Annotated in this window: 27 protein-coding genes and 1 tRNA gene; 7 read left to right on the forward strand and 21 right to left on the reverse strand. The window is 35.0% G+C overall.

Going from position 1 to position 24,085, the window contains the following annotated elements:
- Window position 1 precedes the first annotated feature (1 nt).
- From KBF89_06830 to KBF89_06840, 3 genes are all read right to left on the reverse strand, one after another.
- Window positions 2–685 carry a response regulator transcription factor gene (locus KBF89_06830; GenBank protein MBP9116041.1) on the reverse strand — a complete coding sequence of 228 codons (684 nt, stop codon included), beginning with the start codon at window positions 683–685 and terminating at the stop codon, window positions 2–4.
- 156 nt (window positions 686–841) lie between these two features.
- The gene (locus KBF89_06835) at window positions 842–1,477 is read right to left on the reverse strand and encodes an HAD family hydrolase (protein ID MBP9116042.1); all 636 of its coding nucleotides are present in this window, start codon (window positions 1,475–1,477) and stop codon (window positions 842–844) included.
- 3 nt (window positions 1,478–1,480) lie between these two features.
- On the reverse strand, window positions 1,481–2,449 hold the full coding sequence (locus KBF89_06840) for a homoserine O-succinyltransferase (protein ID MBP9116043.1): 969 nt from the start codon (window positions 2,447–2,449) through the stop codon (window positions 1,481–1,483).
- Window positions 2,450–2,511: 62 nt separating this feature from the next.
- Between KBF89_06840 and KBF89_06845 the strand changes: the two genes are divergently transcribed.
- Window positions 2,512–3,177, forward strand: coding sequence for an HAD family phosphatase (locus KBF89_06845; protein MBP9116044.1), 666 nt, complete (start codon window positions 2,512–2,514; stop codon window positions 3,175–3,177).
- A gap of 6 nt (window positions 3,178–3,183) precedes the next feature.
- Window positions 3,184–3,846 (forward strand): DsbA family protein, encoded by a 663-nt coding sequence (locus KBF89_06850; protein ID MBP9116045.1) that lies wholly within the window; start codon window positions 3,184–3,186, stop codon window positions 3,844–3,846.
- A gap of 20 nt (window positions 3,847–3,866) precedes the next feature.
- On the opposite strand, the gene KBF89_06855 is transcribed toward KBF89_06850, so the two are convergent.
- Entirely contained in the window at window positions 3,867–5,249 is a 1,383-nt protein-coding gene (locus KBF89_06855; GenBank protein MBP9116046.1) for an aldehyde dehydrogenase, read from the reverse strand.
- A gap of 44 nt (window positions 5,250–5,293) precedes the next feature.
- Between KBF89_06855 and KBF89_06860 the strand changes: the two genes are divergently transcribed.
- The gene (locus tag KBF89_06860; GenBank protein MBP9116047.1) at window positions 5,294–5,692 is read left to right on the forward strand and encodes a DUF393 domain-containing protein; all 399 of its coding nucleotides are present in this window, start codon (window positions 5,294–5,296) and stop codon (window positions 5,690–5,692) included.
- A gap of 106 nt (window positions 5,693–5,798) precedes the next feature.
- The gene (locus tag KBF89_06865; protein MBP9116048.1) at window positions 5,799–6,968 is read left to right on the forward strand and encodes a hypothetical protein; all 1,170 of its coding nucleotides are present in this window, start codon (window positions 5,799–5,801) and stop codon (window positions 6,966–6,968) included.
- 4 nt (window positions 6,969–6,972) lie between these two features.
- On the opposite strand, the gene KBF89_06870 is transcribed toward KBF89_06865, so the two are convergent.
- Window positions 6,973–7,440, reverse strand: coding sequence for a GNAT family N-acetyltransferase (locus KBF89_06870; protein MBP9116049.1), 468 nt, complete (start codon window positions 7,438–7,440; stop codon window positions 6,973–6,975).
- Between the two features lie 389 nt (window positions 7,441–7,829).
- On the opposite strand from KBF89_06870, the gene KBF89_06875 reads away from it, so the two are divergent.
- The gene (locus KBF89_06875) at window positions 7,830–8,153 is read left to right on the forward strand and encodes a YdeI/OmpD-associated family protein (protein MBP9116050.1); all 324 of its coding nucleotides are present in this window, start codon (window positions 7,830–7,832) and stop codon (window positions 8,151–8,153) included.
- Between the two features lie 32 nt (window positions 8,154–8,185).
- On the opposite strand, the gene KBF89_06880 is transcribed toward KBF89_06875, so the two are convergent.
- A tRNA-Asn gene (locus KBF89_06880) sits at window positions 8,186–8,258 on the reverse strand.
- 53 nt (window positions 8,259–8,311) lie between these two features.
- A complete protein-coding gene (locus KBF89_06885) occupies window positions 8,312–8,896 on the reverse strand; it encodes a uracil-DNA glycosylase family protein (protein ID MBP9116051.1) in 585 nt (194 codons plus the stop codon).
- 66 nt (window positions 8,897–8,962) lie between these two features.
- Between KBF89_06885 and KBF89_06890 the strand changes: the two genes are divergently transcribed.
- Window positions 8,963–9,274, forward strand: a complete 312-nt coding sequence (locus tag KBF89_06890; GenBank protein ID MBP9116052.1) for a hypothetical protein — start codon at window positions 8,963–8,965, stop codon at window positions 9,272–9,274.
- Window position 9,275: 1 nt separating this feature from the next.
- Here KBF89_06890 and rpoD read toward each other — a convergent pair whose 3' ends face one another.
- Together rpoD and dnaG are read right to left on the reverse strand one after the other, a co-directional pair.
- Entirely contained in the window at window positions 9,276–10,637 is a 1,362-nt protein-coding gene (gene rpoD, locus KBF89_06895; protein ID MBP9116053.1) for an RNA polymerase sigma factor RpoD, read from the reverse strand.
- A gap of 50 nt (window positions 10,638–10,687) precedes the next feature.
- The gene (gene dnaG, locus KBF89_06900; GenBank protein MBP9116054.1) at window positions 10,688–12,538 is read right to left on the reverse strand and encodes a DNA primase; all 1,851 of its coding nucleotides are present in this window, start codon (window positions 12,536–12,538) and stop codon (window positions 10,688–10,690) included.
- Between the two features lie 289 nt (window positions 12,539–12,827).
- Here dnaG and KBF89_06905 point away from each other — a divergent pair, with 289 nt between their 5' ends.
- Window positions 12,828–13,394 (forward strand): hypothetical protein, encoded by a 567-nt coding sequence (locus KBF89_06905; GenBank protein MBP9116055.1) that lies wholly within the window; start codon window positions 12,828–12,830, stop codon window positions 13,392–13,394.
- 6 nt (window positions 13,395–13,400) lie between these two features.
- Here KBF89_06905 and KBF89_06910 read toward each other — a convergent pair whose 3' ends face one another.
- The 12 genes from KBF89_06910 to KBF89_06965 form a co-directional block, all read right to left on the reverse strand.
- A complete protein-coding gene (locus tag KBF89_06910; GenBank protein ID MBP9116056.1) occupies window positions 13,401–14,543 on the reverse strand; it encodes an HD domain-containing protein in 1,143 nt (380 codons plus the stop codon).
- Between the two features lie 85 nt (window positions 14,544–14,628).
- On the reverse strand, window positions 14,629–15,255 hold the full coding sequence (locus KBF89_06915) for an RDD family protein (protein ID MBP9116057.1): 627 nt from the start codon (window positions 15,253–15,255) through the stop codon (window positions 14,629–14,631).
- 15 nt (window positions 15,256–15,270) lie between these two features.
- Window positions 15,271–15,819, reverse strand: coding sequence for an RDD family protein (locus tag KBF89_06920; GenBank protein MBP9116058.1), 549 nt, complete (start codon window positions 15,817–15,819; stop codon window positions 15,271–15,273).
- Window positions 15,820–15,826: 7 nt separating this feature from the next.
- On the reverse strand, window positions 15,827–17,131 hold the full coding sequence (locus KBF89_06925; GenBank protein MBP9116059.1) for a glycine--tRNA ligase: 1,305 nt from the start codon (window positions 17,129–17,131) through the stop codon (window positions 15,827–15,829).
- 93 nt (window positions 17,132–17,224) lie between these two features.
- Window positions 17,225–17,947, reverse strand: coding sequence for a DNA repair protein RecO (gene recO, locus KBF89_06930; protein ID MBP9116060.1), 723 nt, complete (start codon window positions 17,945–17,947; stop codon window positions 17,225–17,227).
- A 92-nt stretch (window positions 17,948–18,039) separates the two neighbouring features.
- The gene (uppS, locus tag KBF89_06935; GenBank protein ID MBP9116061.1) at window positions 18,040–18,711 is read right to left on the reverse strand and encodes a di-trans,poly-cis-decaprenylcistransferase; all 672 of its coding nucleotides are present in this window, start codon (window positions 18,709–18,711) and stop codon (window positions 18,040–18,042) included.
- A 110-nt stretch (window positions 18,712–18,821) separates the two neighbouring features.
- Window positions 18,822–19,520 (reverse strand): hypothetical protein, encoded by a 699-nt coding sequence (locus tag KBF89_06940; GenBank protein ID MBP9116062.1) that lies wholly within the window; start codon window positions 19,518–19,520, stop codon window positions 18,822–18,824.
- 50 nt (window positions 19,521–19,570) lie between these two features.
- On the reverse strand, window positions 19,571–20,386 hold the full coding sequence (locus KBF89_06945; GenBank protein MBP9116063.1) for a cytochrome c oxidase assembly protein: 816 nt from the start codon (window positions 20,384–20,386) through the stop codon (window positions 19,571–19,573).
- Between the two features lie 10 nt (window positions 20,387–20,396).
- A complete protein-coding gene (locus tag KBF89_06950; protein ID MBP9116064.1) occupies window positions 20,397–20,723 on the reverse strand; it encodes a cytochrome C oxidase subunit IV family protein in 327 nt (108 codons plus the stop codon).
- Between the two features lie 10 nt (window positions 20,724–20,733).
- Entirely contained in the window at window positions 20,734–21,300 is a 567-nt protein-coding gene (locus tag KBF89_06955) for a heme-copper oxidase subunit III (GenBank protein ID MBP9116065.1), read from the reverse strand.
- 137 nt (window positions 21,301–21,437) lie between these two features.
- Complete coding sequence (gene ctaD, locus KBF89_06960; GenBank protein MBP9116066.1) at window positions 21,438–23,420, reverse strand: cytochrome c oxidase subunit I; 1,983 nt, start codon at window positions 23,418–23,420, stop codon at window positions 21,438–21,440.
- A gap of 20 nt (window positions 23,421–23,440) precedes the next feature.
- Window positions 23,441–24,085: cytochrome c oxidase subunit II (locus tag KBF89_06965; protein ID MBP9116067.1), on the reverse strand; the 645-nt coding region annotated here is incomplete at its 5' end.

Here is a 24,085-nt window from a genome sequence, read left to right on the forward strand (position 1 = left end):
TTTAGCTTCCTGGATCTAATATTTTGTAACCAAATCCTCTTACTGTATGGATTAGCTTTGGAGCTACAAATGGTTTTTCAATTTTTGACCTTAGATATCCAATGAAGACTTCAACTGTGTTAGGCAAAATATCAGAATCGAAGTCCCATACGTGATCAATAATTAAATCTTTGGACAATATTTGACCTGTATTTCTCATTAAATACTCGAGTAGTCCAAATTCTTTTGAAGATAATTGTATTTCAACACCTAACCTCTTAACAAGCAACTCGGAAGGATCAAGTGTAAGGTCACCAACTACCAAGATTGGGCTTGATGTGATATTTGGCCTTCGAAATAAAGCACGAATCCTCGCTAGCAACTCTTCAAAGGAAAATGGTTTTACCAAATAGTCGTCTGCACCAGCATTTAAACCATTAATTTTATCTCTTGTTTGATCTTTTGCAGTTAAGAATAATATAGGTGTATGAATATTCTTTTTTCTTAGATCTTGACATAGTTCTAACCCATTGCGTTCACCAGGCAACATATAGTCGAGCACGATTGCATCATATTGAACAGTTAATGCCATTGCGTATCCATCATCAGCATCGTAGCTTACATCCACAGCATAATTTTCTTGTTCTAACCCTTTTCGTATTGCATTTGCAATTTTATGTTCATCTTCGATTACCAGTATTCTCATAATATGAAGATAATCATACTTCCTGAGAAATACCTGAAGATGTCCTATAGGATACAATTAACATGTTTCTTGATATTCTTTGACCAATTAGACAGGTTGAGAGAAGATTTAAACCATGATACTAACTCTTATTTTTGTTGTGAATTCGTTGAATAGCTATTCAACTATTTCTTTTATTTCCAACAATGATTTAACCACATATGTTGGTTCATAGGTTAATAGCATTTCTAAATCATGTGAGTTCTCATGTATTGCTGGATAATACAAGATTGAATCAACCCCAGCGTTATTTGCCGCTTCAAGGTCTTTACGCGAGTCACCAATCATGATCGAATTTGATATTTCACCTTTAAGTAGATCTATCGCTTTCAATATAGGTTCCGAGTCGGGCTTAATATTTATGACCTCGTGGACTCCCAGAACTACATCAAAATGATGATTAATAGAATTATTTGTTAACGCATCTAAAATGTTAGATTTAACACCGCTAGAGACAACTGCAAAGCAATGTTGTTCTGAGAGTTCGTCTAATAATTCAACAACATTAGGACTCAAAACTTGACGACCATGTGTATCGGTTAATTTCGAATTAACAATATCGACAAATCGCTGATTATCTTCGATCTCAAAATATTTATGTATGTCCCAATCTCCAACATGATACATAATTTCTTTATCTGATGGATACAAATTGAATTCACTAAATGCTTCTCTATATATATTCAACCAAAACTCGATACTTGAAACTAAACAACCATCGAAATCAAATAATAAATTTTTATATTTTGTCACTGATTACAAGTTTAGTAAATTACTAGAGAAGTGCCTATATATTGCTGCTATCCAATTGGAATGTAGCGCTCTTGCGTCATTTGCCCATGTAAGTTGGGGTAATGACGCAGGATTATCATTCCTGTAATATCCATGAGGAATAGATTTAGCTTCTCCTATAGCCCAGTCTCTTTGAAATTCTCTATGTAAATCATAACGGTCATATTCAGGATGTCCCTGTAGAAACATATCATGTCCGCCCAAAGAGTTACGAGATTGCGCAATCAGCCAACCTGCAGTTTTACATGAAGCCAGTACTTCTATATCTTTATTTACAAATTCAGAGATATCAACACTTCCCCATCGTGCATGGGGAGCCCTAATGATATCGTCGATACCCTTAGTAAAAGGCGACGATAAAGTATCGTGTACCTCATGGTCAAATACGCCAAAAAGTTTTTGTGGCATTATGTTTCTTTTCATTTCAAATAATTGATCTAACGCAAAATGGCTTGCGATACAGGAATATATTGTTGAGTAAACATTTGATCGAGCCCAGGAAATTATATCTCTTAATTGATCATAGAATTTAAATTCTATAAAATCTAACCCAATTTTTTGTTCGCCTTTTTGAACATTAGCTAACTCAAGATTCCCGCCCGTAATTATCAATCCATCTAATCCATTTTTTTTGGCTTCACTAAATGGAATATATCTAGTTAATATATTAGCTCTAGATGCGCCCGCACGTTCACGAAAATCTTTATCAAATTTGATTAAAACTGGATCTATCTGAACAGCAGTATTAGACATGTATCTAAGCCATTGAAGTTCAGTAACTTCCATAGTAGCTGCAGGCATTAAATTTATTAAACCAATTCTTGCAGGCCTTACCTTTTGATTAGCTGCATCAATATCATCTAAAACTATCGCGCCAGCTTTAATCAAGCGTGATTTAAGTCTAAATTGCTCTTCACGAATAATAATTGGCATTTACTAAGTTTAACACTATTTGCTTTATTGTATAGATTGCGGCTTTCTAAGTTAGAATCTAGATGATGATAATCGATGCAGTGATATTAGATTTTGATGGAACATTGGTCGATTCTGAACCCATATGGAAAAAAGCTATATTAAGTGTCTTTAAAGAATACGGTATTACTGTTCCGGTAGATTTGTTGCATGCTGGGACAGGTTTAGGCATTGACGTCACAATACCCATGACTTTTGAGGCTTTAAATATCAACGACCTAGATCCCGAAGAGATAAAAAAAAAGATAGTCGATACTGCACATAAGAAGATTATAGAAGAAGCTCAAATTAGAAACGGTTTTTTTGAATTGCTTGAACTACTAAACAAATTAGCAATTCCTCTTGCAGTCTGTACCGCCTCCCCAATGGAAATGTTAAAACCGGCTTTAGACCTTCGTGAGATTAAAAATAGTTTTAAAATTACGCATTCATGTGCTGGCGCAAAAAATATGAAACCACATCCAGACCCTTATCTATTAACTGCAAAAGAATTAGAAGTCGATATTCTTAGGTGCCTAGTTGTTGAGGATTCAATCCCAGGTATTATTTCTGGTATTACATCTGGTGCTAAAACTTTTGCTATTCCATCTATTAACGATTTAGAAAAAGCAAAAAAATTGGATGCTACAATAATAAAAGATTTTGTAGATGTCACAAATTATATACAGGAACATTATGAAGAAAAGTAACATTAAATGGAAATAGATTTCTATTTTGATCCCAGTTGTCCATGGTGTTGGGTTACTAGCCGTTGGTTAGTTGAAGTTAGCGAAAACCGTGTATTAAAAATAAATTGGTTACCTTTTAGTCTTGCGATAAAGAATAACGAACTTTCAGGTGATGATGTTACAGGACATTTAGACACCCATAGTATTGCTCACCAGGTACTTCGCATGATTGAAGCTATACACGAAAAAGAGAATATTGATCGTGGAGTTTTATATAGCGAATTTGGAAAGTCATATTTTATCGATAAAAAATTAGATGACGATAATTTTATGGGCAAAGTTTTGAAACGTCTTGGTTTAAGCAGTGATTACCTTAAAGAAGCGAGCAGAGATAAATATGATAAAGCACTTAGTGTACATATCAAAAATGCAGTAGAAGTCGTTGGGAATGATGTTGGTGTACCTCTTATCATTTTTAATAGCGAAAATGGTGAAAAACAGGGTTACTTCGGTCCAGTATTACAGGGGCTACCCGAAAAAGAACAAGGTTTAATTCTTTGGGATGCACTATCTAAACTAGGTAGCAGCTCACATTTTTTCGAGCTTAAGCGAACCAGAAAAGGTCGGTCAAAAGTAAAAACAACTAAGCGTGTTTTTCCTGAATTCGCCGCAGATAACTTAACAAAATAATCTAATAATTATTTAGAACACTATTGTTTTTCTTCGCATATTAGCTTGACTTGAGTTACTTCAGAAAAACCATAGTCGCCATGCACTCTACCCATACCAGATTGTTTATACCCACCAAATGGATTCTCTGTACCCCAAAACATGACTGTATTTTGGCCGATCATCCCAGATTTAATCTCTTTTGCTAATTTATTGAATCGATCTTTATCTTTTGTCATCACGTGAGCACCTAACCCATAAATTGTGTCATTTGCTAAATTAATAGCTTCATCATCGCTTTTAAATGAAACTATTGGAAGTACCGGTCCGAAAACTTCTTCATGCCAAATTTTCATTTCTTTAACGACATCCGTAATTATTGTTGGAAGAAAATATGCTCCCTTTAGTAGTTCAGGCCTTTCACCACCAATTTCTATTTTTGCACCTTTAACTTTTGCATCTTGTACTTGATCTTCCAATCGCTGTAGTTGATTGCTAGAGATTAATGGACCCATATCATTTGAATCATCAGAAGGATCACCAATTTTCTTGCTAGAAATCAATTTTATTAACCTACTAACAATATCGTCATATATGTCCTCATGAACTATTAGACGTTTTACAGCATCGCAAGATTGACCGGCATCGGAAAATCTCCGACTCCATATATGTTCAATTAATTCATCATTAACTTGTATATCATCAAAAATAACTAAAGGGGCAGAACCTCCTAGTTCAGAAATTATTGGAATAAATTTATCAGCTGCAATTTTTGTTAATTCTTTTCCGGTATTTGTGCTTCCCGTAAATGAAATAAAATCAATCTCTTCTCGAATCATCCACTTACCTACTTGAGCATCTCCAATTAAAATATTAAACACACCTTTTGGCATAGTTGATTGTTCAATTAATTCTTTAAGATATTTAGCGAAGAGAGGATTCTCTTGTGAATTCTTATAAACAATTGTATTTCCAGCCAATAGAGATTGTCCACACTGCCATGCTACATTCATAAAGGGATAATTCCACGGGCAAATTGCTGCGACTACACCATATGGCTCTTGAAATACTCTATGTATCTCTTTTTCATTTTCAAATGTAATTTTTGGTTTAAAAAAATCTGGTGCGGTATCAATATATTTATTAAAAAAATCAATTCCGCCCTGTACATTGTCCAATGCTGAAGAATTACTCCTACCAGTTTCCAATATCATTAATTGTGCGATATCTGCAGAATGTTTTTCGCAGATATCGGTGAAATCTTTTATGTGAGCACAACGTTGTTCGATGGACAAATCTGACCACATCTTTTGTGCCGATTTAGCATCTAAAACAGCATTTTTTACATCTGCTTGATAAGACATCTCAACTTCGCCAATTAATTCATAATTTTTTGAAGGATTTAATGATTGTAATTTTGTCATAACTATATTCTAGTTATTTATAGTATGTATTAGAATAAATATGAATGAATATCTTACTTTTTGACGGAGTTTGCAATTTGTGCAATAGTTTCGTAAATAAATTAATCAGATTGGACAAACAAAATCATTTAAAATTTGCTACATTGCAATCTAGTGCTGGTATAAAACTATTAAAAGAATACAATATAAAATCACATGGTAATGATCTTAAAACAGTCATTTATATAAAAGAGAATAAAGTATATGATCGGTCGAGTGCCGCGATTCATGCATTAATAGATACAGGATATTTCATAAAAATAGCATCGTTATTATTGTTTATCCCAAAAGCAGTCAGAGACCTCGTGTATAGAATAATTTCTAAGTACAGGTATAAATGGTTTGGTAAACGAGACACATGCATGATACCTACCGCAGAGTTGAAAGAAAGATTTCTAAATTAATAGTTTATGAATCTAAATTAATATTTTTTAATACAATTACTATCCACATTAGACAATAAGTATAGCCTGATAAAGAAATTCTGTGATTTTACGTTAAAATTGTGAAATGAAAATTTGGAATAGTTACTCTAATGAATTTACTACCTTAGATGATAAGCCAGTTTATGATTTATATGTTTGTGGTGTAACACCTTATGATACAGCTCATGTTGGCCATGGTGCGACATTTACTTATTTCGATACAATGATTTATCATATAGAACATAACTTGAATAAAAAAGTAAATTATATTCAAAATATTACTGATATAGACGATTCGATAATAGCAAAAGCAAAATCAATAAATGAAGATATTTTTGATTTGGCTAGATCTCAGACAAAAAGACTTAACGACTCTATGGAACAATTAGGTTTGCGTAAGCCCAATAAAATGCCGAAGGTTAGCGAAAAAATACAAGAAATTATCGAGACTGTAACAATACTTAAAAACAACGGGTTTCTCTACGATCTAAACGGTGATTGGTATTTTCAATATTCTAAAACTAAACCAAAGATGCCAGAACTTCCAATTTCTGAAATCGTAATGGAACGAATATTTAATGACCGTGGGGGTAATACGAAGATAAAAGGAAAAGAACACCCACTCGACTTTATAGTTTGGCAAAAATCACTTGAAGGCGAACCTTCATTTGAATCTCCACTTGGTATAGGACGTCCAGGTTGGCATATCGAATGTACTTCAATGTTACTTGATGAATTTGGTGGAGAAATAGATATACACGGTGGTGGCGAAGATTTGAAATTTCCTCACCATACAAGCGAAATGGCACAGAATTTTGGCTTAGGGAACGATTCAGTCGCAAAAATATGGATGCATACAGGTACGGTAGATTTCTTTGGCGAGAAGATGTCTAAGTCTCTCGGAAATATGATATATATTGATGACCTGTTAGATAGATACCCAAGCGCCGCAATAAAAATTGCGATATTAAATAATCATTATTTCGATAGTTTCAGTTGGCACGAAAAACTTATCCACGGAAGTTTTACTTTTTATAAAAAAATTCAAGCTGCAATCGATATTCAAAAAGTCGAAAGAATTAGTTCTTCAACACAAGCCAGAGACGTGATATTGAATTATTTAAATTGTGATTTAGATACACCAGCTGCACTAAGAATAATCTCGAATGAAGTTGAAAAGGTTTTGAATAAAGATGAGATCTCTATGACTGCAGACATTAAAGAACTCTGTGGTTTATTAAACTTAGTTGTTTGATAATCTAAAGTTCTTTTTCAAGCAGATCGCACGGTGCGACTATTTTTACTATATTTCCTTGCGAATCAATTTCATCCCAACGTTCAATTATCTTTTCTTTTTCAGAGTAACCATTTCGAAGATATAGTGCTTTTGCCCGTGGATTAGATTCTTCAACCGCCATAGTTACTCTATTCAGTCCTCTAACTTTTATACGTCTTTCTAATTCTGTAAAATACTGTGACCCTATACCTTTACTTTGGAATTCATCTTTTACATTAACCATCCAAATGAAACCAGTACCTTCTATTTTTTTATAGTCGATGCCACCTTTAACGATAATAGCTCCATTTAACTTCCCATAAACCATCTCGACTTCATCATTATCAACTCGCTTTATTGCTTCTATAATATGATCTAAATGAGATTGTGAGCCAGACCATTTGAGTTCTGGAACATCTCTTAGTTGTAAATCGCCGTAAACTAAATCCATCTTCAATCCTATACTTTGATATTATTAATCATTTTTCTGGCACTTCTTTTAATTTCGTTGAGACTTAAGAATTCATATCTCACATGATGATAGTAGTCTTTTTTAGTCATCTTGAAGATAATGTCTTAATCATGTGTCATTATTTTGAACTCTGCGGATTGTTCATTTATTCCCTTGTTATTATATATAATACCCATTTTGTAGGATTTACATTTATTGTTTCTACAACAATAGCTTTAACTCTTTTAGGCGTATTATTGGGTTTATAGTATATTCAAATGCAGATTTCGAAGATCTATATATAATTATAGAAGATTCAGTTTTTTCAATAAGATAAGCTTAACAAATCATTGCTTTCATTTTTGCTACTTAAGTATTAAAGTGTGATCATGAACAAAATTGAATTATCTGGAGGTCTGGTACACGAACTACCTAAAGATCTAAACAAGGCACTTAGTAAAAATAAAGAAATTACTGCTCTGTGGGAAGATATCACGATTATTGCTCGTAACGAATTTATCTGTTGGGTACAAGATGCAAAACAAGAAAAGACACGTGAACGACGAATAATTCGAACCGTCGAAGAACTGCTAGAAGGCCAAAAACGTCCCTGCTGTTGGGTCGGTTGTATTCATCGAACCGACAAAAAACCGAGTAAATGGCAACAAGATGTATTAATAGATAAAAAACCAAAATCAAATCAAAATAAATAAGGTCAAGTAACTATACAATATAATAAAAATTGCTCCGAGGGTGGGGCTCGAACCCACGACATCTTGATTAACAGTCAAGCGCTCTGCCAGCTGAGCTACCTCGGAAGACGGAAATACTATAGCAGAACAATACAAACTGAGAGTACTTAGGCTGAGATTTAAAGGATCTTAGCTATAGTTTTTTGCAAATCTGGCACAACTTCACTTTCGAACCATCTATTTTTTGCATGCCAGCGAAAATTCAGTGGTGATGGATGAACTATTGGGAAATATTTTGGAAGATATTCCTTATAATTTTGAACTGTTTGTGTGAGGTTTTTCTTTTTATCGTCAAGATAGTACTTTTGAGCATATGAGCCTATGAGCACAGTAAGTTTGACATTAATCATTAGATCAAGAAGCCTTCGATGCCAAAGTGAGGCGAAATCCTTTCGTGGCGGCATATCGCCTGATTTGGATTTACCTGGATAATAAAAATCCATAGGAATCAAAGCAAAGATTTCAGGGTCACGAAATTGCTTCTCGCTTACTCCTAACCAACTTATTAAGCGTTCACCACTAGCATCATCCCAGGGAATACCACTTTCTTGTGCCTTAAACCCTGGAGCTTGACCAATAATTACTACCTTTGATGATGAAGATGCTAAATACAGAGGTTTGTAGTCATTCTTGGTGAATTGTTGATTGCTTTTATGTGCGATTATTTCTTTTCTTATTGCGCTAAAAGCTTTTTCTTCTTTCATCAATATGCTCCAAACGATTAAGAAAACTAGCACCGATACCTTACAACATTTAGGGTATTATAAATTATGAACTTTTTTAATGCTATTGGGCTTCTTGGTGCATTTATTGGCGGTTACGCATATCTACCACAAATTCGCCATCTGATTAAAGAGCAATGCAGCGCTGGTATTAGTCCTAGAGCATATGGACTTTGGACATTATCTTCTGGACTTCTACTTATAAATGCTATATCAATCAGTTCAATAGTTTTCGTCGTACTTGGTTTTATACAATTGAGCGCTACTTTTATTATTTTAGTATTCAGCAACAGAAATAAAGGTCACGTCTGTGCAACACATTTACACGGTGAGGACCCGTTAAAAAATAAACTAATCTAAGTTAACTATCATCGTCGAGATGTTCTCGTAGTTCTTTAGAGCGCACAGGATGGCGAAGTTTCTTTAGTGTTTTTGATTCAATCTGTCTTATACGTTCACGTGTTACACCAAATTCAAGACCGACCTCTTCAAGAGTATGAGTCTCTCCATCATCAAGGCCAAATCGCATACGTACAATATCTCGTTCACGCTCATTTAAGTCGCCTAGAGCATTTTCTAGAGCTTCAATGAGTAGTTTACGGTCCGAGATTTGCTGTGGAGAAAAATCGTTAGGATCAACTACGAAATCACTGAGCATAGAATCATCTTCTTCACCAACACGTGATTCTAACGATACAGGATCTTGTTGGATTCTTTCAATTTCACGTATTTTTTCAATACTTAACTGGGTTTTTTCTGCTAATTCTGTTTGTGTTGGTTCTCTTTCTAATTCTTGTGACATCTGTCGACGTATTCTCATTACACGGTTTATAGTTTCTACCATATGGACTGGAATACGAATTGTTCGTGCTTGATCAGCAATAGCTCTAGTAATTGCTTGACGTATCCACCAGGTTGCATAGGTGGAAAATTTAAATCCTTTTGTGTAATCAAAACGATTTACTGCTCGCATCAAACCAAGATTTCCTTCTTGGACAAGATCTAAAAGCGCCATACCTCTGTTTGCATATCGTTTTGCAATAGAAACAACAAGCCTAAGATTCGCTTCAACTAGTTCTCTAGATGCCATTTCTCCATCACGGATAATTGCTTTTAAACTAGATTTTTTTGTACTATCATCAATTTCATTTTCTTCGAGTTTTTTTCCAGCAGTGAGTCCAGCTTCGATACGTTTCGCTAATCGAACTTCTTCATCAGCAGTTAATAATGACACTTTTCCAATTTCTTTAAGATACATTCGAACTGGATCGAAAGTTGCTGAAGCCGACGATGTTGTTAGATATAAGGGATTAGCTTTACCTGAGCTTTCAACATTTTTGGTTTCTTCATTATTGTCATTTTTACTTGTTCTTTTACCTTTTTTTGCTGACTTTCGTCTGTCTACAGCGACAGGAACATCACGTAAACGTCTTTCGTCTTCTCGTTTTAGCTCATCATGTATTTCGTCAACTACTTCAATACCCTCTTTACGCAAGCCTTCGTATATCGTAGCTAATACTTCAACTGAAGGTTCAAGGTTTGCTAATGCAGCAAAAATCTCTCCTGAAGTTATAAATCCTCGTTCTTTAACTGAAGAAGTTAGAGATTTTATGGTTTCAACAATTGGTTCACCATCGATTTCTATGGCATCAAGTGAAACCAAAATTGATTCATCTATCTCAATGGATTCTGTGGTGTCTTTAACATCTTTAGTATCGCTCATTTATAACCTAACTGATTAATTTGCTATACCTAATCTATCTCAACTTTCGACTAATACTTGGCATTCGAATTACGAAGGGCCAATAATTTTGTGGCCGACTCAATAATTGATCGAGTATTAGTTTTATCGATAGAGACATTTAAGGCATCTAAGTATTTTTTTACTAATGATGATTCTTCGTCACCTTTCGCTACTAGTTGATACAAATAATTTTTCATTTGATCAATTACTACCCTAGAGTAGACATCTAGCGAATATGACGAAATATCTTCAACATCCGCAAAATCTTCAACCAATATTTGATTCAAAATATTCCTAGGAAAATCATCAAGCGATTTACTTGCTGAATCGATAGTTTCATGTTCAATTAATGCGTCAAATATTTCTCTATATGTTTCTATAGAAAATATCTCACCAGAGATAAATTCACTTACACTACCCGGCTCATGAACGCAAAGCCGTAAAAGTTCTCGTTGTCGTGGATCATCAAATTTCAGAGTAGTTTCATCATTAATAAGATCTATCTCAATTGTTGAATCTGAATGACCGAATACACTACTTTGAGCAATAGCTTTGTCTACCGAATGATCTGATGTATAGCTACTTGTTTCTTTTGGCGCTTTATCAATTTTCGATAATTCTTCAAAAAACCAATTGGGTTCAAAGCCTAGCCTGGATGCATATTGAACAATATACCCTTCTCGAATCAGCTTACTTGTTTGACTCGATATTATCTTTGCGACACGGCCTGCAACATGTGCTCTTTCTTCGATTGATGCCGAAGTTCTTATTTCTCCAATCGTGCGATCTAATAGAAATTGCATAAATGGTATTGCTTTTTCGATACCTTCAGTTAATAAATTTAGATCTTCAAGATAAATATCCGCCGGATCTTTATCTATACTAAATCGTGCGACATAGAAATCAGCATCTGTTTCATTAATAAATTCCAACCATTTTTCAGTAGCTTTTTGTCCTGCTGAATCATAATCGAAACATAAAATGATTTTTTTAGCATATTTAGACATAGTCTTTACATGCTCGATGGTTGCAGCAGTTCCACAGGTGGCAACACAACTTTCAATTCCTGCCTGATTAAAAGCTATGACATCTGTATAGCCTTCACATACTACGAAATATCCCAATGCCACTGCACTGGATTTTGCTTTATCAATATTATATAAGACATTAGATTTTCTATATAATTTAGTCTCCGAAGTATTTTTATATTTTGGTGGGGTGCCATTCATTGTTCTTGCACCAAAACCTATTACAGCTCCTGATGTATTTTTTATTGGGAACATGAGTCGGCCGCGAAAAACATCGCTATATTGTCCTCTTGAATTTTTATACGCAAGATTAGCTTCAACTAATTGTGAAGGTAGAAATTTATCCGATAAATACTTTACTAATCCATCGTAACTCTCGGTTGAATATCCTATCTCAAAATCCAAGACTGCATCTTTTTCTATACCACGTGATCTCAAATATTGTCTAACATATTTTGCTTCATCGCTTGACATTAATATATTTGAATAATACTGAGTTGCCATTTTTAAAGCATCATATAAAGGTGTTAGTTTTGTTTTAGATTCAATCTGACTTTTATCATAAGTTAATGTTATGTTCGCTCGTTTTGCTAAAGCTTCTAGGGCTTCAGTGAAATCCATATGTAACATTTCTCTCAAAAAAGTTATAGCATCCCCTTTTTTGTGGCAACCAAAACAATAAAAGAAACCTAATTCTGGATTAACGCTAAAAGATGGCGTTTTCTCATCATGAAAAGGACAACAACCGCTATATCTTCTACCAGTACGTTTCAGAGGTACGTGTTCTGATATCAATGAGACTATATCAACACTCTCTTTTACTCTATTTATGTCTTGATCTGAAATTCCCATTTAAACTCTCTAAAAAATACTAATTAATCAAATATAGCTATTCATTAGCATTATTGCCAATTTCTTAGATATTTCCTCATATCTTTTACAATGTAAATGGGCCATTAGGACTATCTAGTTCATTTAATTATATGTCGATATATCACTATCATATTAAAGGATTATATCTAGGAGTGGAATGCTATATCTATATATTAAAACCCTAGCCAAGAAGTTTAAGCATATTTTTTCGGTACCCTCGACCCAAGCCATCACAAGTCTATTACTAATTATTTCTTCAATAGTTCTAGTGGCGACTACTACTATTGGAACAAAAATTTTGTCAACTTCAGACCTTGTAGATATAAATAGAGTTAAAGTAAATTCAACATCTACAGAAAGAAGGATTGGGGATGCTGCTGGTCTCTCAAGATTCCCAATATCAAAAAATAATATCGTAAAAGATGAGATTGGTGAATCTAACTCAACGACATCAACAAGAACTTCAAAACCAAATGTGAATGATACTGAAACTAAAACAACTACAACTACAACTTTGTTAGCAAGCAACCGACTTATTAATTCTTTTTCATATTCGATATACACTGATGGACAGGAAGTGAATTCTATAATTTACAGTTGGGCTACAAAACCAATAAATGTTGTACATAGATATTTAATAAAAATATCAACAAACAGATTGATAACAAATGAAGATCAAACCTTAGTAATTAAGGAAAATATCGAAGTAGATAATTATAATGCTGTTACAACATATAGTGACCTAGGTGATGAAGGGCTATATCTTGAAATTCAATATAAAGACAATTCAGGGAACTGGATTTTGCAAGAACAAAGTCAAATCAAGTATTTTTGATTTGGTCTAGATATTATTTGCTGTATTTATTGCATAGCTATCTGTCATACCTGCTAGATATGTGATTATAATCTTTAACTTAGCCTCATCAGAATTTGAGTTTGTATTGACAAAATCTTTAGGTATGTCATTAAAGTGTTCCATATAATGATTAACTAAAGAGTCGAGCATATTGATTATATATAAATTTTGATCTTGCGATACTTTCGTATTATAAATGTTCTCATGATTATAGTTTCTAAACTCACATAATACTTCGCCCATTTCATGAGACATTGAAACTGCTTCATTTTCGATTGTGGAATTTACAAGATCTTTAATAAATATTGAAATCTGTTTTGCTTTATTTAGTCCGAGAAAACTAGCAAGCTCTTTATTGTTTGGTTTATTTTTACTAGTTAATATTTTTTTTCTTGTAGCATCTTCATAGTCATGACAAACATATGCGATTCGATCTGCCCAAGCAACTACTTCACCTTCGCAAGACTGCGGTGTATTTAATGACCATGAATGATTTCTGACACCATCTAAAGTTAATTTGCATAAATTATGTTTTTTTTCTAGTAGTTCTGCACCAAAAATAGCATGATTAAAACCTTCTGGTAGATATTTTGAGAAGGCTTCTTCTGCCGCGTGCCCTCCAGGACCGTGACCACAATCATGGCCTAGAGCTATTGCACTTACAAGTGTGGAATTTAGTCTTAGTGAAGTTGCGATGGCATTAGCTATCTGTGCTACTTCGAAACTGTGTGTTGCTCTAGTTCTTTGATGATCACCTGGATTTAAAAATACTTGAGTTTTGTCTTTTAACCTACGAAATTCATCTGAATGAGTAATTCTATCTCTATCGCGCTCGAAACATAATCTTGTTTCATATTTATTGTTTACTTCTTTTCTTGTTCTATTACCTTCCAATGTAGAAAATGCAGCAGATTTAGAGAATAGAGCTTTTTCTAATTCAATTTTTGCAGCTATCGATAAAATTGCATCAGTTGAAGTAATTTGAGATGAAGGTCCATCATATGGTTCATATTTAACGACTTCTTTATGTGCATGAATAAAATTCTCTTGGACATTTCCTGCACTTGTTGCTACCCAAAGCGTAGACAATTCAATATTTTCATTATTCAATTTAACTAATGCACTCATAAAACCTCCTTATAGCTATATCGTACACTTAAGGTGTGACATTTATATTAAATGTTCGATTTTTAGAGATATAAACCACGAAATACTACTTTTTGAAAAATTTCCTTTTAGGAGGAAAAAACCTTACAACAACTGAGTCTCCTGCAATATCATGTAAGCCTTGTCGATGTTCTGTAAAGAATATTGGAATAGCAATAACAATAAGAATGGCTATTCCATAAAGACCAATAACATATTGAATCTCTTTATTAAATAGTGCAAGTATTGGAATCACTACAAAGGCTATTCCAATTTCTACCCACCATCTAATTATTGCCCTTGGCCAAGTTAATAACCCATTACCATCTCTTCTTATAACTTCGATTTTTGCCTTCTCTCTGCCAAAGGTTCTACCCTCTATTTTTAGCTTTGGAATTGAATACACACTCCCAAAAACAAAGATGGATACTGGAAACGCTACATCAATATATTTTGAGCTTTGTGACAAACCCGTCAGAGCTATGACACAAACACCCCAAAAGAAAATATGCGTAAGAGTATCTATAGTGTATGCAATATAGCGTCTTACAGGGCCAGCTAGTAAGGCCTCTTCTTCGTCTTTACCTAATCCTCTTTTTCGGCGATCCATAATTCTAGATCGAGTTCGCAGTTCTTCGCGCCTCTTTGTATTTTCTCTATGTCTAGAATCTTTATTAGATTTAGAATTCCCCATTTAACTTTGCCAGCCCTATATATTCTCTATATCATTATCTGAATTATCTTCGAGAACATTCTGTTCAATTGCTGATTGGTCTTTAGGAGGAATGCGGATTACAAATGTTCTTGCCACTTTATCTGCAACATTTTGACGTTCAGGATCGAAAAGAAACCATGCTTGTGCTGTGATTTGAGCGAATACTCCAATTAATGGTATCACTCCTATTGCTTGAGGAACTATAAATCTAGTGAATGCTCGATCTAATCCAATACCTATCAAACCATCGGCACGTACAACACAAATACCAAAAATTCTTTTTCCTATTGTCAGACCTTGACTTGCCATCAGAGGTACTTCATAAGCAAATGCGAACAAAGGAATATAATAAATTAAATTACCAATTCCCAACTTAGGGTCTAAATTATCTGGGTCAATAATAAAATGATTTCCAGAAGCATATATAAATCCAACAAATAAAGCTGCTACTAATATTGAATCACAAATTCTCGCACCTATGCGTTGAGGATAAGATGAATATTCTACTTTTGAAAGATCTAATTTAATTCGTTTTGGTGCCATATAAAATTCAATCTACTAAATATTTAAGAACAGAATCTATGCTGATACGTTCTTGGTTAGTTGTGTCCCTATCGCGAATAGTCACACAGCCGTCAACGAGTGAATCAAAGTCGATAGTTATACATTTTGGAGTACCTATTTCATCCTGACGACGATAACGTTTACCGATTGACTGTGTTAGATCAATATCTATTTGCATATGAGGACGCAAAATTTCAGCGATTTTATTCGTTAGGGGCATCAATTCTTCTTTTTTAGATAGAGGTAGTACAGCTGCTTTATACGGAGCCAAATCTTTATGTAGTTTTAAGACTGTTCGTTCTTCACCATTAACCTCATCTATTTCAAATGCATTTAATAGAAATGCTAAAGTCGCACGCTCGACTCCTAAAGCTGGTTCAATAACATATGGCACGTAGCGTTGATTTGCCTGAGGATCAAAATAAGAGAGATCTTGGCCAGAATGTTGAGAATGAGCTTTTAAATCGAAATCTGTGCGCTGTGCTATCCCTTCTAGTTCACCCCAACCCCAAGGAAATAAATATTCAATATCACTAGTACCAGTAGAATAATGGCTGAGTTCGTCCTCGTCATGCGGTCGAAGCATAATATTTTCTTTTTTCATTCCAAGATTATAAAACCAATCCATCCGCTCATTTTTCCAATATTCGTACCACTCTGGTCCTTGTTCTGGTGGCACAAAAAATTCCATCTCCATTTGTTCAAATTCTCGAGTACGAAAAATAAAATTCCCAGGAGTAATTTCGTTACGAAAACTCTTACCAACTTGAGCAATACCAAATGGTGGTTTTTGACGTGTTGTATTTAAAACGTTCACAAAATTAACAAATATACCTTGTGCTGTCTCTGGCCTAAAATATGCAACGTTTGCACTATCTTCTACAGGTCCAACAAAAGTTTTAAACATTAGATTGAAATTTTTTGCTTCACCTAAGACACATTGTTTCTTTTTTTGTTGAGGACACATTGGTGCTATTATATTTCCATCTTCCACTGGAAGTTGATCTTCACGGTATCGTTGATGACATATCGAACACTCTACCAATGGATCTGTAAATCCTGCTAAATGACCCGAAGCTTCCCAAACTTGGGGAGCCATAAGGATTGATGCATCAATTCCAACAACATTGTCACGCATTTGAACCATTGATTTGAACCATGCTTCTTTGACATTACGTTTTAATAGTACACCTACTGGCCCAAAATCCCATGTAGAGCGAAAACCTCCATAAATATCAGACGACGCAAATACCAACCCTCTTCTTTTACATAAATTAACAATTTGTTCCATCAGGTCACTTTCACCTGTATTTTTATTAGGGCCTTGTGTATTTTGCGTCATAGTAGCAATAGTTTAGCCTAATAAAAGCCTCTATTCTTGATATTAAACAAGCATTAGCGACTTTAAATGCTTCCCGGTATGATATTCAATCATTGCTATAGCTAAAGCCTCAACTTCTTTAGTGGTATTGCTTACTTGGCTTTGAACAACACTTGAAAGACGACCATCAAAAATTGCTTTTATGGTTTCCCTTGTATGCTCAAGTACTAATACACATCCAGGGTCTGCACAATCATCACAAAAAAAGCTTCCTTTTTGGATAGAAAAACTATTTAGCTCATTTAGTGACCCACATTTAAAACAAGTTGTAACACTTGGAGCAAAGCCTTCTAGTGAAAGTACCTTGAATAAAAATGCTCCGCATGTAACACTCGATTTAGACTCATTCATTGCTTTTAATGCGCGAATAGTCATTAAAGCTAAATCTTCATGAGCTGTATTATCTTCACATAATATATCTACGGCTTCTAACATTCTTTGTGCACTGGAAAATAAATCTAAATTTTCTCGAATATGCCTATTAGAATTTACCGTTTCAACTTGAGTGATTCGAACTAATTCTGAATTTCCGCAAATCCATTGAAAATCTACAACACTTCCAGGTTCTAGTCTCGCTGAATATTTAGATCCTGATTTCCTAGCTCCTTTAGCTACACCTCGAATTTTTCCATGACTCGTGGTCAGAAATACGACAATGCGATCTGCTTCTTTAAGCTTATACGTGCGTAATACCACGCCCACATCACGATTTGTTTGACCTGTCATAGGGTTATATTCTACTTTGATTAACTCCGTGATTACGTCTATACGTGTTCTTATTAACACCCCTGACAGCCATCACGGAAAAGGAGGGGAAATTAGACAGAACCGAAGCGGCGAGTACGGTTTTGAAATTCAATAATTGCTTCAAAAAGATTCTCTCTGCGCATATCTGGCCATAAAGTATCAGTAAAAATTAGTTCAGCATATGCACCTTGAAATAATAAGAAATTAGATATACGTTTTTCACCTGATGTTCGAAGGACAAAATCTACATCTGGCATATTAGGAAAATAAAAATTATCACTTAAAATATTTTCATCAATTTTTTCAATTGATAGTTCGCCATCAATAACTTTTTGCACAATCTTTTTTGTTGCATCTACAACTTCTGCCCTGGAACCATAATTAAATGCAATACATAAAGTCATCCCAGTATTATCTTTTGTTTTAGCTTGTGCTTCATCCATTCGTTTTATCAATCTAGATGGAATCCGTTTTTCTCTTCTACCCACAAAGATCACACGAATATTATGATCGTGTAACTCTCCTAAGCGTTCTACTAATAGCCTTTCATTAAAACCCATTAAATAAGCAACTTCAGCTTTTGGTCGTGACCAGTTCTCAGTAGAAAAAGCATATACAGTTATATAATTAATACCTAGATCACGTGCGCCATAAATAACATCGTATAAGGCTTGTTCGCCCTGCTCATGGCCTTTTGTACGCGAGAGTCCTTGACTCGTTGCCCAACGGCCATTTCCATCCATTACTATTGCAATATGGTTCGGCAATCCTTCAATATCGATTTTTGAATCTATACGATCCTTATTCGATTTTTCTACAATATGAGGACTATTCAATTTCTATTCAATCACTATTATTTTGCGTCAAGGGTTGCTGTCATTGCTTCATGGCCAGGGATAGGACAATAAATGACATATTCGCCAGGAACTAGATTGACATCTCCTTCAGCTTCAGTACCAGCATTAACAGCTAAATCGAACCAATCAAATTTACCCTTGAATTTCAATTGATGTGATCCACCTTTACCAATATATTTGATATGTACAACACCTGCTTTTACCGTGTATGCATTAGTTGAAAATAGATTTGATCCAAGCGCGTCGACTTCAATCGCATTAGCAGGGTCTGCCGAGGCTATTTCTTCTGCTGTTGGTTGTCCCGCTGCTGGACCCGCTGTTGATTCTTCTCCAGATCCATAAATTATTGCTCCTGATATAAGCACTGCCAAAACCGTTCCAGCTAAAATAAGTTTAAAAGACATAGGTCGCATTGACTTAGCTAAAGAGATTAATGCTGCACCAACTAAAACGACTACTGTAACAATAGTTGCCCAAAAAACTGGATTTGAAGATTTGCTTGCTTCACCAGCTACTGCTACAGCTCCTTCTTCTTCATGCGCACCAGCTAAAAATATTCTTGAAAAACTAATTCCTAAAAGTGCAACAAGGCCAGCACTTATTAATGGAATAGTAAAAGGTAGATATAAACGCTCTCGAAGATTCTTTTTATTTTCATCTTGCTCTGATGGATTTTCTTGTATTTCGACCGACATTGTTGTACCCTTTGTTTTTCTAGATCCTAGGCGATGCTTAGGATGACGCTCTATAGTTTATTCTCTTTTTCACTGCTAAATCGTAATTCTCTGTTCTTCTCCTCATTTGACCAAGAAAACCAGATGACTGCTATCATTCCCCAAATTAGCAAACCTTGTCCTATCTTCATTATTAGTCCAGCAATACGCTGATCATCCAATGCGGAGATACCGAATAATTTAGGAAGCTGAGTATATATTTTATACAAGGGTTTATTGCCTAATGTTAAGAATGAAGCTGGAATAGTTGGGACAATGGACTGTAAGAATAAAAAGATCATTTGCACTAAAGGTGTAGGTCGTACTATTTCTGGCACTGGTGAAAGTATTACCATCCACACGATTATAAATCCTATTACCATCGCAAAATGTGCAAGAAAATGAATCAAACCCGACTGCAAAGTCGCATCTACAAAGGCTGGCCAATGAAATAAGATGATTAGCAAATTAAAGATGATTGTTGCAGGAAGAAAACGAACACAATACCTCATCACTCCAAGTAGATATTTTCTTACAAAAATATATCTTGCTAACCATGAAGGCACAGAAAATATTATGAATATAGCCATTAAGTTGATAAATGCTAAATGTTGAAGCATATGTATAAAGTACATAGATTTTTCGCTAACATCATGTACTGGCCATGTTGAGCCTACAACGAAAGTTACAATTGCGCATATATGGTTTATTAACTGGAATTTAGATGGACGTGTTTCTCTTCCTAATTTAGGAGCTAAGCGTATAAATGCAATTGCATATACAAGACACCAAATGGCAGCGATTAAATATACATCTATGTGCGACTCAAAAGGAGGTAGGTTATACATCTAAATAAATTTAGAAAAAACGATGATCTTGTATTGATAATGAGACGAGCACAGCAGCAAATAATGTAAGAGCTGTAAGCCCACCTAGAATAAACCATCTTTTATATACTTTTGCATCATCTTTAAGATGCATAAAGAATGCAGCGACCAAAAAGAACTTTATTGCTGCCACTCCATATAGTCCTACCATCAATATACCTCTATTTATATGTCTTTCCATATAATACAATGAGATTTCCATTGCAGTAAGCCCTACTAATACTCCACCAACTAATACATATTGAGCTGGGGATGTGTGCTCTTTTTGAACTGTACTTTGAATTTGAGATTCAGACATTAGTTTCCTTTTAATTAACTGGGGTTAAGTAGATAATAGTAAAAATTACAATCCAGATAACATCAACAAAGTGCCAATATAGACCAGCAATTTCTACTCGTTCAGCTTGTTCTTTATTTAATTTACCCTGAAAAGATAAACTCAATAATGACAATAACCAGAAAATACCTAATGCTACGTGAGCACCATGTAGACCTGTCAGAACAAAGAATGTAGAACCAGATTGGTTAGTTGTTAAGGTAAAACCTTCTCTAGCGAATTGTGTAAATTCATAAATTTGACCACCTAAGAATATAGTACCAAATAATACTGTTGAACTTAACCAAACTCGAGATCTCCTAATGTCCCCTCTTTTTATAGCTGCTAAAGATAAAACCATCGTTAACGAACTCATCAACAAAATAAATGAAGTTGCAGATGTAAATGGAATATCTACGACATCAGAAAGCACTTTTGCAGAATTTCCTGTTAGCTTTAAAGCGCTATCTACTAGTTCTAAATTTCTACCTCGATATAATAAATATGCAGAAATAAAACCACCGAAAAACAAGAAGTCAGAAGATAAGAATATCCACATTGCCAATTTTCCATTAGTTGGTCTAACCCTAGTTGATGTCACATCATTTTGTTCTAAAGCTAAATCTCCAACAATATCTGATTCATTGGCATAATCAGCCTCATCTGTTGAGATTTTATTCTTTTCTATTTCACGCATTATTTAACTCCTACATGTGATTCTTCATCTTTATGATGTGCATGTGGTTCTGCATCTGGTTCTAATGACCATCCGAGCAAAGAAAATGCGAATACAAATACACCTAATCCACAAAGGAACCAATTATGAAATACAAGTCCATAACCAGCAATTGGAAGCGCTAGACCTAAAATTAAAGGCCAAAACGACGGTGAAGGTAAATGGACACCATATTTTTCAATTGCCTCTTGTGTAGTTACACGAATTGGCTCTTTAGTTATATCTACGCCTTCACGTAACATTAACCTACCATCAGCATCCTCAGTATATTTACGGTGCCAAAAATCGTCAACTGCTTCAACATGAGGAACTTCTAAAAAGTTATATTCAGGAACAGGTGAAGGTATCGACCATTCAAGCGTACGAGCATCCCATGGGTCAGCTCCAGCCACCTCGCCTTTGAATTTTGACCTAATAATATTATAAACAAACATTAAAGTAGCAGTTGCAATTGTAAATGCACCAATAGTTGCAACCTTATTCCAGGTTTCAAGTTGTAAGTCTTCTTGATATCTCCATGTTCTACGAGCTTGACCAGCTAAACCTAAAAGGTGCATAGGACCAAAAGTAAAATTGAATCCAATTAATACAAGCCAAAATGTATACTTCCCTAATTTATCGTTCATCATTCTACCGAACATTTTTGGAAACCAATAATGAATTCCACCAAAGATAGCGAACACCAATCCACCAAATAATACATAATGAAAATGAGCAATAATAAAGTAAGTATCAGTTTGTTGTGTGTCAGCTGGAACAACAGCATGCATCACTCCTGATAAGCCGCCAATTGTAAACATCGCAATAAAACCAATGCTGTACAACATGGGAGAATTAAACCTTAATGAACCACCCCAAAGTGTGCCTAGCCAGTTAAATATTTTCACACCAGTGGGAACACCTACCATCATTGTCGCAACACCGAAAGCGGAAATAGTCACCGGACCTAATCCTGTTGCAAACATATGGTGAGCCCATACTCCCCAACCAACAAAACCAATTGCTATACCTGAGAATACAACAACACTATGTCCAAATAATGGTTTTCGCGCGAACACCGGCAATATTTCTGAAACGATACCCATCCCAGGAAGTATCAAAATATATACTTCAGGGTGGCCAAATATCCAAAACATATGTTGATATAAAAGAGGATCTCCACCTGTTGCGGCAAAGAAAAAGTTGGTATCAAAATTCCTGTCAAAAAATACCATGATTAGTGCTGCGGTAAATACGGGTAGAGCAAAAGCTGTCATAAATGATGTTACTAATATCATCCAAGTCACAATTGGCATACGCATTAATTTCATACCAGGCGCACGCATATTAATTGTTGTTACTATAAAGTTGATTGCAGAAGTTGTTGACCCAATACCAAGCATGATTAGTCCAACTGCCCAGAAATCAGCTCCTCTTCCTGGCAAAATTCCAGAAGAATAAGGAGATGAAGTTAGTGGTGTATATCCGAACCACCCACCGTTTGGAGCACCACCCATAAAGAAACTCGAATACATAAAGATTCCACCAAAAAGTAGTATCCAATATCCGAGCGCATTTAATCTTGGGAATGCAACGTCACGTGCACCAATTTGAAGTGGTATTAAGTAATTCCCAAATGCAGCAGCCAATGGCATTCCCACTAAGAAAATCATGGTTGTACCATGCATTGTAAACATTTGATTATATTGAGCTGCAGTAAGTACCGAACTATTTGGTGAGAACAATTGCATACGAATTAGAAGTGCCTCAACACCACCAAATAAAAAGAAGAATAAAGCTGTTGCAATATAAAGCAGGGCAATTCGTTTGTGATCAACGCTAGTAAACCAAGATCCTAAACCTCTTGTTTTTGTTGGACGTTTAATCAACGTGGCTATACGCGTTTCAGCTTTAGTTTCAATACTGCTTTTTGTATTGATATTGCTCGGAGTAGCAGTTGTCATAATATTCTATTCCTTAGTTCTTATTTATTTGCGCTCAAATATTGAGCTATAGATTTTGCTTCTTCTTCGGTCATTGCGGGTAAATTAGTTTCTTTTCCAGTATCATCTACTGATTTATAAACAACAGAAAAGTTTGGCATACCTACACAACGTTTTCCTTCACCAGGGACTGGACCTAAACGACAATCGTCTGCCTGCATTGGAATACCATTTTGATTTTTCCAATCCGTTGCATTATGAATCCATTTCCAAATGTGTTCTTGTGTTTTATCAATAGATCCACCACCCATTACTTCATTATCAAAATCGCTTCCAAAGTGAGTTAGATTCGGACCATAAGATTTCGAGCTCGGATCATCAAATGAATGACAATTTGCACAACCAAATTTAAGAATTGAACGCTTTGCTTCTACTGTTTTGACATCACAAGAATTTGCTTGTCCAGCTGCATCGAAACATACATTTACAGGCGGCTTTTTAAGATTATCGAGCCATTTATCATAGTCTGCCTGAGTTACAGCTCGAACTTGCATACGCATAAGGCTATGTGACAGTCCACAAAATTCTGCACACTGGCCTGTATATAGTCCGGGTTTATCAGCCTCTAATACAAGAGTGTTAGTTCGTCCCGGGACAACATCTTTTTTACCACCCAATGAAGGTAT

This window comes from Acidimicrobiia bacterium (assembly GCA_018057765.1).
In the GTDB taxonomy this organism is placed as follows: Bacteria; Actinomycetota; Acidimicrobiia; order IMCC26256; family JAGPDB01; genus JAGPDB01.